This is a genomic window from Runella sp. (assembly GCF_965279615.1).
Taxonomy (GTDB): Bacteria; Bacteroidota; Bacteroidia; order Cytophagales; family Spirosomataceae; genus Runella.
Map to the genome: position 1 here is coordinate 7905207 of NZ_OZ257252.1, position 11212 is coordinate 7916418.

Below are 11212 nucleotides of genomic sequence, written 5' to 3' on the forward strand. Positions count from 1 at the left end.
TATAAAATATTTTGCTCTTTTGGAGCAGTTTCACTCAAAAACATACTTTTTATCTTTCACGTTCACGCGGGGCGGAAGTGCGGTTTTTTCAAAAAGGGTATAACCTTCACTTAAATTTTTCCAAAACTCTGCGTACGGATGTTCGTGATACTGAGACAGATTTTGCGCCGTCATTTCAAACGGAAACGCATGTACTGCCACCGAAGCCTGGCCATGTTCGAACGCACTCTGGATCAGCGTATAAATTTCCTCAATACGCTCGTCGGTCATGGCATAACAACCAACAGAGACACATTTTCCATGCACCATTAAATAGCTTCCTGTATAATTTTGGGCCAAGTCAAAAACGTTGGGATACCCCAAGTTGAATGACAGATGATAATCGCTGTTAGGATTCATTTGGGAAGGCTTGACCTCGTAAAAACCTTCCGGCGCCTGTAAGTCTCCTTCCTTTGTTTTAGGGCCTGGCTGACCTGAAAAATGACAGATCGGATAGGATTTAAAAAGCACAAATTGTTCCTCTTTTTTTACCCAAGTTTCCAGACGTTTTGTATCCTTGAAGATTCGGAGAAAAACCGGACTTCCCCAAACAAGGCCATTGGTTGTAAATGCGTTTTTCAGCGGCTCTGCTACCCTTGCCGTTACCTCACGGGAGCGTTCGCTGACGGGAAATTCCTGCCCAAATGCATTCATTGCAATCAATACGATTAGAAAAGCCCGAAAAGGCATACCGTGTCTTTTGTCTATATAAGTAAAGTACAAAATTAAGACAAAAGTAACGACTATGGTATTTCTTAGATAATAAATGGAGTTACAGATAAAAAAATAGATAATATATGAAAAATGACCTCCTGACTAAAACAGAATATACTTTTACCTAAATGAAGAACTGATGAAATAGATAAATTATCCGAGATGTGAAGTACATAAAAAACCCCGGTTGTTATAAACAACCGGGGTAGTGCCGTAATAAGTATCTTTGCGTATTAGAACGTAACACCTAATGATATCTGTGCGGCTGAATTTTTTGCACTTCCTAAGAATAGTTCCGAAGCAGTACTGTTGGCTACCTGACGGAGACCGTAGTTATAACGAGTACCTATCAAAAACTTACCGAAATAAATACTTAAACCTGCGGAAAGACCGTAATCAAAATTGTTGAAATTGTCGCGGTTAAGCGTCGTTGCGGCAAAGCCTATGTCGCTTTTACTTTCTGTGGAGGCATTCACCAAAAATGCGCCGTAGACCCCACCGTGGATATCTACAAAATTGCCCACTTTAACCGTTGCCAATACCGGGATTTCAGCATAATCGAGTTTGAACGTATTCTCGCCTTTGAAGCTGTTATTCAATAAATTATAACGGGCAGTCAGCCCTTTTGTGGAATAACCAACCTCGGGTTGTAAATACAGCAGGCCTTTGATAAGCGGCACCTGCGTAAATAATCCCGCGTGAAATCCGTAGCGCGGACTGCGATCAGTGACGTCTTTTACATATAAGTTAGAGATATTCAGACCACCTCTGATACCGGTACGTGACACGATTTCATCTTGGGCTTTTACCGTTTGAATCAGACCGATAAAAAGGCAAGAGGCAACTATAATGGATTTGATTTTCATGACTTTATTATTTTAGTGAGTAAGAGTAATGTTATTAAATATTGTATTGAAAATGCAGTAATTAGGCCTTCGCAAAGGCTAAGTTTCCGAAGGCCTGATCTGTCGTTATTGTTTTAAACTGATAGCTCCGTTTTGAGCTGATTTTTTCATTTCATCGCTGGCATAAAGGCCTATTTCTACCCTACGATTTTGCTGACGTCCAACCTCAGTACTGTTGGTCGCAATAGGATTGGCTTCACCTTGTCCGATCACTTTAAAACGTTCTGTCGAAACCCCTTCAGCTACCAGAAAATTGGACACGGCTTGGGCGCGTTTATCAGAAAGTTCTCGGTTAAATTCAGCAGACCCTACGTTGTCGGTATGACCTTCAACCAATAAATGCGTTTGTTGGTCTTTTTTAAGTGTCTGAGCCATATTGCGCAGACTTTCCTGGGTTTCACTGCGGAGTAAAAAAGAACCGAAGTCAAAAAGAAGGGCATTGTCGAAGGTAAGTTTAACACCTTCACCTACCCGTTCTACGCGGGCTACACTGCCTAAGTCTTCACGAAGCTTTTCGGCTTGTTTGTCCATGTGGTTTCCAATGACTGCACCCGCAGCACCGCCCACTGTAGCTCCTATGATGGCACCAATGGCCGTATTTTTATTATTTTTTCCGATAATACCGCCAATGACTGCACCGGCACCCACTCCGATCAAAGCTCCTTTTTGGGATTTCTTTAATTTGGCTTTTTTGGTTGTCGTTGCTTTTTTCTTCGTTGACTGTTGGGCAGAAGCTACCTCCACACTAGAAATCGACAGCAAAATGACGTAAGCCGCGATTAAACAGGATGTTATTGCTTTCATGATATTTATAAACTGTTTGGTGTTACATAAATAGCATAAAAATACATGCCTGATGAATTTCGAAAATTGAATGAGCTAGTGCAGTGTATTGATATTCAATGTGTTATGCTTGGATAAAATTGAAGTAAGAAAGTATGATTGCCCAAAAATGAGTGTAGAAAATAATACCCTTAATGGGGATTTTATAAAAAACGGACGATTCTGTAAAAAAGAACAGAGATCTTTTTAGATAATATTAGTCAAAACTTCTTTATTTGTAAGATATTTTATCTAAAAATGCGCAACTAATTCCCCATCTGTTGTATGTTAAAATTAGACATTACCGATCGAGGCATTTTACGGTATCTTCAAAAAAATGCCCTGTTAACTACCAAAGAACTCGCTTCGCAGCTTAATCTTTCCTATACGCCGGTATACGAACGTGTCCGAAAACTTGAGCGAGAGGGCATCATAAAGAAATACGTGGCACTGGTCAATAGGGAAGGTATTGGTAAAAATCTGGTGGCTTTTTGTAATGTTTCTTTAAAGGAACACAGTCGTGCCAACGGTGAGAAATTTGTATCGGCTGTGATGACCTTTGATGAGGTAATGGAATGTTACAACATCTCCGGAGAGTACGACTTTATGTTGAAAGTGGTAGTAAACGATATGCCTGAATATCAACGATTTTTAATGGAAAAACTGGGCGCTTTAGATAGTATCGGCAACACACACAGCATCTTTGTTATGAGCGAGATCAAACACGAAACTGCCCTGAAAGTATAATTGTGGTACGGCGGTGCGACGTTTCGCCGGCCCGTCCGTTTTTTTGAAAATAAAGAAAGAATTTATTCGAGAGCGGGAAACAGAAAGTTGGCCGGTAGTTTAATAAAAATAAAAAAGCGCTTGGTTTATATAACGTAACGGACGACCCGTCCGTACCACATTACCATTACCAATAGTTTTCATTAATGAAAGAATGAGGGTATGCTTGCCAATTTTGGGCTAAGCCTGCTTTTACAGGGTTTTCTAAAATATATCCAATGATATTGTTGAGCTCCTGACCGTTTCTTACCACATGATCATAGCTTTCTTCCTGCCAAAACGTTCCTGTGCGATTGAGTACTTTATTAGCTTCTTTGGCTGTGTAGCTTTTAATGCTTTGCATGATTCGATACAGAGGTTTCGTAAAAAGAGATTCGTCGGTCGTGTCAATGATCAAGTGAAAATGATTAGGCATAATCGTAAAAGCGACGAGATCATATGACTTTCGGTTCCAATAATGAAATGATTCTTTCAAAATAGAAACCACTTGTGGGTTCTTAAGCCATTGCGGCTCTTTGAGATTGGTGTCCAAATAATTATCCCACTGTGCAAAGTGTCTTTTGTGCAGCTTGCTGATTTCTTCTTTTCGCTGCACTTCGTCTTTGCTTTCGCTTAGAATTCGGCGATAAGCAGCTTCTTTTTCTTCTTTTAAGCGCTCCAATGCTTCCGGCGGAAGACTTCCGTACAATCGGCCTGTAATGAAAAAGGTAACACCGCTTGGCTGAAAATGAGGTAGGTAACGATAGTATTCGGGTTTATATCCTTCCATGATGAATGTACTGATAAATCATTACTGTATATGATCAGGACGACATTATCATTGGAATGTCACATTTAGCCTTGGTTATACGAATAAAATCACCTATTACTGTGATAGCGTGCTATAGATGGATGCCCGCTCCATACGATAGAAATGTCGCATTTCTACAATTACTTCCTGAAACGGCAATGCAATTTTGAATCATCAATTTAAATAGATGCAAATGATGAAAAAGATACTTTTTGTATACATAGCAGCTTCACCGTCCTTCAGATAAGCAATGTGAGGTATTTGTAAAAGCCCAATAAGTTTAGAATGTCGCTTTTTTACAATTAAGGCAGAGAGCCGCGCAGTAGTTTTGCATCGTCAAACAAAAACAATTACAACCATGAAAAAATTATTGCTTTTTGCCCTGTTGCTTTCAACCGTTTACTTTTCAAAGGCGCAGGAAACGGCTCCGCCAAAACTCTGGACTGAGGCCGACCGAAAATATACCCTCGACAACATGAAACGTTCCCGTGATGAACTTGTCAAAGAAACTGAGGATCTAACGCCTGCGCAGTGGGCTTTCCATGAATCTTCGGATAGATGGTCAATTGGCGAGATCGTAGAGCATTTGGCGTTGTGGGAGCTTATCTGGAATCGAGAAATCAGCATTGGAACGCGCAACACACCTCAGCCTGAACTCAATGCCTCGAGCAAACCCGATAGCTACTATAACGAGTTTATTATGGAAGATACCAAACATAACGCCTCTGACATTACAAAACCAACGGGTTTTATTGAGGGTAAAAACAATCTGACCTTCTTTTTGCGAAATCATGCCGTAAATCTTACATTTATTGAAACTTCGAAGGTGGACATGCGGGCGCATTTTGAGTTCACCAATACGCCCAATCCCCGCAATATGCATCAGGTATTGATTTTTCAATGGGGGCACGTAGACAGGCATTTACGCCAAATTCGTAAAGTAAAAGTACATCCTAATTATCCGAAATAAGGCCTTATCTAAAAGGCATTAATTTATTAAATCATTTAATTTCACATCCCTGCGGACGGGTCGTCCGTACCACAAACATGGAAACTTTAAAAACCACTGAATCACTTACCGATCTTACCCGTAAAGGAACTTGTGTTGAATTTTTTTCGGCTTATCAGGAGCTGGATACCGAGCGCATGATCAACCTCGCTACGCCCGATGCTACCGTTTGGTTTCAGCCTTTGGGTGAAGGTGGCAAAGGATTATTTAAAGAATTTGGGAAAACCGTTTGGAGCCTGCTCATCGACTGTTTTCCTAATTTGGATAACACCGTTGACAGTATGTATTCGGAAGATAATGCTGTCATTTGCAAGGTGGCCATTTTCGGAACGCAGGAAAAGGCGTTTTTGGGCTTGCCAAGCAAAGGATTGAAATTCAACAGCGAACACATCTTTGTGTTTCGTTTTGATGAAAATGATAAGATAACCGATCTTACCATTAACTGGAACCACGATAATTTTGTAGCCCAGTTGACCGGTGCATAAGATTTTATGGCCGTTTAATAATTTCACATTTGAACTCTTTGGGTTGGCTGTAGAAAATCTTAACTTTCGGTAAAGCATTGTAAATCATGATTTACCGAAAGTTTTCACCACCTGTTCATTTGCAGTCGTTAGTAGAGTGTTTTTTCGTATGGGAGTGCAGTAAACTACTGTCCGGCGCGTTGTCTATCGAATCCCCGCCCAGCGGGTTTGCTTCAATGGTGTTTAACTACGGAACACCCTATCGGGTTACTTCACAAAAACTAAATGGCGGGTTGGTCCCCAAGAATTTCCTGACGGGACAGGCAACCAAGAGCTATCAATTGCAACTTTCCGGGAAAATAGGCATGATGGGTATCGTATTTCGGCCTGCGGGTTTAAATACCTTATTTGGCCTGCCGATGTACGAGTTTTCGGACGAACGTACCAACCTCCGCGATGTGCTTGGCCGGCAATTGGACGAATGGTCTGACAAAATAGAAGAAGCTAATTCTCTTACTGAACGGGTTACGCTACTTGAACAGTTTCTGAATCTTCAGCTTTTACGGAAAAAATCCGAACCTGACCGCACCGACTACGCGGCCAATTTGATCGTTGATCAACGCGGAATTGTCAATATTAACGATTTGATGAGCGAGCTTTTTGTGTGTCGGCGGCAGTTTGAACGAAAATTCCTGCTGAAAGTGGGTGTAAGCCCAAAGTATTATGCTCGGATTCGTCGCGTTGGATTTTTGTGCAATGAACTGGCGCAAAAACGGTGGGAAATAGATGATTGGCAAGATCTGGTTTACCGATGCGGTTACTACGATCAGTCCCATTTCATTAAAGATTTCACGGAATTTACGGGCAAGAATCCTTCTTTATATGTAAAAAATAATATAGAGTTGTCCAATTATTTGAGCATTTAACGAATGATAGCAAAGCTTTTTGCACCGTCGGTTATTAGCATAAACCTATATTAATTAACACAGCTTTATACCCTTTATCAGTTTTAACCATGAGATTTAAGTCCAATACACAAAACGGATTTACGGTTTATGCCGTAACAGGAGTGAATACGGTATCATTTGCCATTGATTTTGACCCTGCTCAAGTTCATGGATTGCTGGGGTTCGGTGTTGAAAGAGAAGATCATTCTGAAAACGAACGGTATTTTATGCGTGGGTTTAAGGTTTTTGAATCCCTCATTCCTAATCCTACAACTGATATAATAGTGAGTACTTTTGAGCAACCTATACAAAGTTTTGTGTGGGATGATTTTACAACCAAAGAAAAACACGAATACACTTACTTTTTCTACCCTTTCAAAGGAAGCCCAAAGAATTTGGATAGAACAGCTGCCCCCATCGCTATAAAAGTAAAAACGGAAGATTTGTTTGATGCTACTGCCCACCACCACATTTTTTTCAATCGTGGTGTCATGAGCAGTCAAGCTTATAAACGCGAATTTGACAACCTTGCTCCCGACAAATTACCGGCCGGTAAAAGACAAAAAGCGTTCGATTGGTTAAGCCGTGATTTGTTGAAAGGGTTAAAAACGTTTCTGGAGCAAGCCAATGCCGGTGATAAGATACTGGGGTGTTTCTACGAATTCCACTACAAAGAAGCCGTCCAACTTTTTAAAGATGCTCTTGACAGAGGTGTGGACGTACAACTTATTATTGATGCAAAAGTGAATGAGTACACTGACAAAAAAGGCAAATTTCACGAGAGCTTTCCGCGTGAAGCCAACCTGAGAACACTTCTCGGACCCGGGGGAGTGAACTTTCCGGCAGCGCGTGTAAAACTCAGGGAGGCATCTCCTAACTACATTCAACACAATAAATTTGCCGTTTTTGTTGATAGTAACAACGTGGCCAAAGCCGTCTGGACAGGCTCTACTAACATTTCGGAAGGTGGTATTTTTGGACACACCAATGTTGGCCATTGGGTTATTGACGGCGCAATTGCGCTGAAATACCGTCAATATTGGGAGTTATTACACAACGACCCCTCCGGAAAAGACTTTAAAAAAGCCATAGATGCGCTCCAAAAAGACCTGACTGCCGATGAAGTAGCAACAATTCCCAATGGTATAATTCCTGTGTTCAGTCCACGTACCAAACAAAAAATGCTGGACATGTACGCTCAGCTCTTGGATGACTCTTTGGATGTTGCCTGCATTACACTTGCTTTTGGTATAAACACGCTGTTTAAGAGCAAGTTACTGGACCATAACAGTAGTTCTCCGATTGTGTTTATGTTGTTGGAGAAAGAAGACAAGGCTAACCCCGAAAAACCGGATGAGTTTGTACCATTAAAAATAGACCAAAATGTTTATCAGGCTTTTGGAAGTTATCTCAAAGACGATTTAAACCGATGGAGTAAAGAAACCAACCAGGGAATTGCGGGTCTGAACGGCCACGTCATCTACGTCCATTCCAAATTTTTGCTCAGCAACCCTCTGGGCGAAAATCCAATTGTGATTACAGGATCAGCCAATTTCAGTGAAAATTCAACCACATTGAATGACGAAAATATGATTATAATCAAAGGTGATAAACGAACTGCCGATATTTATTTTACCGAATTTAACCGTTTATTCAATCACTATTATTTTAGAAGTATTTACAACAAAACCATTGCCCAAAATGCACTTAACAGTGCTGCGTTGAAGGAAAGTCTTTTTTTGAAAGAAGACGATGAATGGCTTCAAAAATACAAAGTAGGGCGACTGAAATTCAAGCGTATTCAAATGTACAGGAAAATGGCCGGAGCCCGGATTGTTTTGTAATTATCGTTTTCATAAAAGTCGAAGGAGAAGTTCCAACAGGTCTACACTCCCCTGACGGTGATTTTGGCGAACAGTAGCACATTTAATGCTGAATTTGGCCTAAAATTGCTGCTGCACCATGAAAGTTGAAGCCTCCCGGATAGCCGAAGCAATTGACATGAAAAAAAATCGGGCAGAATATACCAAACCGCCCGCCATTTCTTATTGACGTTTATCGGTAAAACATCAGCATTGTTTACCGATCTCATGCAAAATCGCGAAAGTACACGGTTGGAATGGGGTATTATTATATTGATTATGATTGAGGTAGTGCATTTGTTTCGGAAATAGCAATAAAGCGTTTTTCATAGATTTCGGCGTTGGATTTACTGCCTGATGTTCCTTTTCTGTACCTTTGCATCCATTAAAGGTTAACTCCCTTTCACATTCCGATGCACCAAACACTTCAATTAACACTGCCGCCCGAAACGGCATTGGACGAAACGGCTTTTCAGCAATATATTGTCCAAACCCTTCGCCTTCAGGCTACTGACGCGCTGACGGTTCGTAAAATCAGGCAATCTATTGATGCGCGTTCGCGTCAGATCAAAGTAAATGTACAGGCTGATATTTACGCGGATGAGCTGCCGCCGCCCGTTATTTCTTACCAAAAAGAATACCCCGATGTGTCACAAAAACCTGCGGTTGTCATTGTAGGTTGCGGCCCGGCGGGAATGTTTGCGGCGCTGCGATTGGTGGAGTTAGGCTACAAACCTATAGTGTTGGAAAGAGGAAAAGATGTTCGCGCCCGTCGGCGGGACTTGGCCGCAATCAACAAAGACCATATTGTAGATCCGGATTCCAACTATTGCTTTGGCGAAGGCGGTGCAGGAACCTATTCGGATGGAAAACTATATACGCGTTCCAACAAACGCGGTGACGTACGACGAATCTTGGAAATTATGGTGGCGCACGGAGCCGCCGAAGAAATATTGTACGATGCGCATCCGCACATCGGAACCAACAAACTTCCGCCGCTCATTGCTGATATGCGCGAAAGTATTCTCAATGCGGGCGGAGAAGTGCATTTTGAAACCAAAGTCACCGATTTTATTTTTACTAACCAACAGTCTGAAATAAAAGGTGTTGTGACGGCCGATGGGCGTGAGTTCGTTGGCATTGGCGTTATATTGGCAACGGGACATTCAGCAAGGGATATTTTTGAATTATGTCAAGCCAAAAATGTACTGATCGAAAGCAAGCCTTTTGCCGTTGGTGTACGCATTGAACATGACCAACAATTGATCGATTCTCTGCAATACCATCGTCCTGATCGCGGGGCTTATTTGCCGGCGGCTTCGTATAGTTTGGTGACACAATCGCACCATAAAAATGTGCAACGCGGTGTTTTTTCCTTTTGCATGTGCCCGGGAGGTTTCATTGTGCCGGCGGCTACCGCTCCGGGAGAATTGGTGGTCAATGGTATGTCACCTTCTCGTCGTGATTCCCGTTTTGCCAATTCGGGCATGGTGGTCAGTATCGAAGAAATTGATCTAAAGCCTTATCAATCATTGGGAGCACTGGCCGGGTTGGAACTGCAAAAAGCAATTGAACAAAAAGCGTGTGCTGTTTCAGGAGGCAGGCAAACAGCACCTGCGCAACGCGTGTTGGATTTTGTGAAAGGAAAAACTTCTCCTGAATTATTGGATACGTCTTATCAGCCCGGGCTTTTGTCGATGGACTTGCGTGAATACCTGCCCGATCATATTGCCGAGCCGCTTCGGCAGGGCTTGCAGGATTTTGGCCGAAAAATGAATGGGTATGTTTCCAATAACGGTCAATTAATAGGCGTAGAAAGTCGCACTTCGTCGCCGGTACGTATTCCGCGTCATCGCGAAACGGCCGAGCATGTGCAAACCAATCGCCTGTATCCATGCGGTGAAGGAGCCGGCTATGCGGGCGGGATCATGTCGGCAGCCTTGGACGGTACATTCGTTGCCGAACAGTTGATAAATCGGTACGGAAAATAACCCTATCCGTTTTGGTATATTGTTTTTGATTTTTCCGAAAAACAGTACGCTTGATAAATTGTTTTTCCAAAAATGGTTAGTTTATGAACTATCTATTACTTTAGCCTAATTAGAGTTAACAGATTCTTTATCTTTCTAAACCGGCCAATGCCTTTTAACGATTTTATCAGTACGCTTGATACCCAACTCCGACAACCTTTGCCGGGGCCGGAAGCACATGTTAAGATGGCATCTGCAACACGATTGAAACTCAAAGTTCAGCCCAACGAAAAAACGCGACGCTCGGCGGTATTGATTCTGTTTTACCCCTACCGTGACCAAATCTTTGCCCCCCTCATTTTGCGCCCTAAATACGATGGTGTACACGCCGGTCAAATGGCGTTTCCGGGCGGACGTTACGAGAAAACCGACGAAAACCTCATCAGAACAGCCCTGCGCGAAGCCCAGGAAGAGATCGGTATAAAAGCGGCGGATGTGCAGGTATTGGGTCAACTCACCGAATTGTTCATTCCTCCCAGTAATTTTTATGTGTTGCCCGTGGTAGGAAAATTAATGTATAAGCCTGATTTTTATCCTGATCCCCGCGAAGTAGAAGCCGTATTGGAAGTAAATCTGGAAGAACTCATGGACGAAAGCATTGTGGGGTTTACCGAGCTTGATGTACGGGGCATTACCGTTGAAGCGCCATTCTATGATATTCAGGGCCATAAAGTTTGGGGGGCAACCGCTATGATGATCAGTGAACTTCTGACCGTAATTCGACAATAACGCTTCATTTAACAACTTTTAAGAAGGCAGGTTCGTAGCCTTTAGGCTGAATTTGCTATTTTTGGCTCGCCTTTGGATAATTAAGGGGAAAAGAATATTTTTTTTTCGGCAATTC

The 11212-nt window shown here is 42.2% G+C and carries 11 protein-coding genes; 7 read left to right on the forward strand and 4 right to left on the reverse strand.

Annotated features, from left to right (window positions below; all coding sequences use genetic code 11):
• Positions 1 to 30 precede the first annotated feature (30 nt).
• The 3 genes from ACQY73_RS33550 to ACQY73_RS33560 all read right to left on the reverse strand — a co-directional run bounded on the left by ACQY73_RS33550 (position 31) and on the right by ACQY73_RS33560 (position 2462).
• On the reverse strand, positions 31 to 693 hold the full coding sequence (locus ACQY73_RS33550; RefSeq protein WP_428659013.1) for a L,D-transpeptidase family protein: 663 nt from the start codon (positions 691 to 693) through the stop codon (positions 31 to 33).
• 293 nt (positions 694 to 986) lie between these two features.
• Positions 987 to 1619, reverse strand: a complete 633-nt coding sequence (locus tag ACQY73_RS33555) for a porin family protein (protein WP_428659016.1) — start codon at positions 1617 to 1619, stop codon at positions 987 to 989.
• Between the two features lie 105 nt (positions 1620 to 1724).
• Entirely contained in the window at positions 1725 to 2462 is a 738-nt protein-coding gene (locus tag ACQY73_RS33560) for an OmpA family protein (RefSeq protein ID WP_428659018.1), read from the reverse strand.
• Between the two features lie 303 nt (positions 2463 to 2765).
• On the opposite strand from ACQY73_RS33560, the gene ACQY73_RS33565 reads away from it, so the two are divergent.
• Positions 2766 to 3227: an Lrp/AsnC family transcriptional regulator gene (locus tag ACQY73_RS33565; protein ID WP_428659021.1), complete on the forward strand. Its 462-nt coding sequence runs from the start codon at positions 2766 to 2768 to the stop codon at positions 3225 to 3227.
• 166 nt (positions 3228 to 3393) lie between these two features.
• Here the strand turns inward: ACQY73_RS33565 and ACQY73_RS33570 are convergent, their stop codons facing one another.
• Positions 3394 to 4035 (reverse strand): REP-associated tyrosine transposase, encoded by a 642-nt coding sequence (locus ACQY73_RS33570; protein ID WP_428659024.1) that lies wholly within the window; start codon positions 4033 to 4035, stop codon positions 3394 to 3396.
• Positions 4036 to 4414: 379 nt separating this feature from the next.
• Between ACQY73_RS33570 and ACQY73_RS33575 the strand changes: the two genes are divergently transcribed.
• From ACQY73_RS33575 to ACQY73_RS33600, 6 genes are all read left to right on the forward strand, one after another.
• On the forward strand, positions 4415 to 5026 hold the full coding sequence (locus tag ACQY73_RS33575) for a DinB family protein (protein ID WP_428659026.1): 612 nt from the start codon (positions 4415 to 4417) through the stop codon (positions 5024 to 5026).
• Positions 5027 to 5103: 77 nt separating this feature from the next.
• A complete protein-coding gene (locus ACQY73_RS33580) occupies positions 5104 to 5550 on the forward strand; it encodes an ester cyclase (RefSeq protein ID WP_428659029.1) in 447 nt (148 codons plus the stop codon).
• An 86-nt stretch (positions 5551 to 5636) separates the two neighbouring features.
• Complete coding sequence (locus ACQY73_RS33585) at positions 5637 to 6455, forward strand: DUF6597 domain-containing transcriptional factor (protein WP_428659032.1); 819 nt, start codon at positions 5637 to 5639, stop codon at positions 6453 to 6455.
• Positions 6456 to 6544: 89 nt separating this feature from the next.
• A complete protein-coding gene (locus ACQY73_RS33590) occupies positions 6545 to 8320 on the forward strand; it encodes a phospholipase D-like domain-containing protein (RefSeq protein WP_428659034.1) in 1776 nt (591 codons plus the stop codon).
• A 431-nt stretch (positions 8321 to 8751) separates the two neighbouring features.
• On the forward strand, positions 8752 to 10329 hold the full coding sequence (locus tag ACQY73_RS33595; protein WP_428659037.1) for an NAD(P)/FAD-dependent oxidoreductase: 1578 nt from the start codon (positions 8752 to 8754) through the stop codon (positions 10327 to 10329).
• Between the two features lie 147 nt (positions 10330 to 10476).
• Entirely contained in the window at positions 10477 to 11097 is a 621-nt protein-coding gene (locus ACQY73_RS33600; protein ID WP_428659040.1) for an NUDIX hydrolase, read from the forward strand.
• Positions 11098 to 11212: the final 115 nt, after the last annotated feature.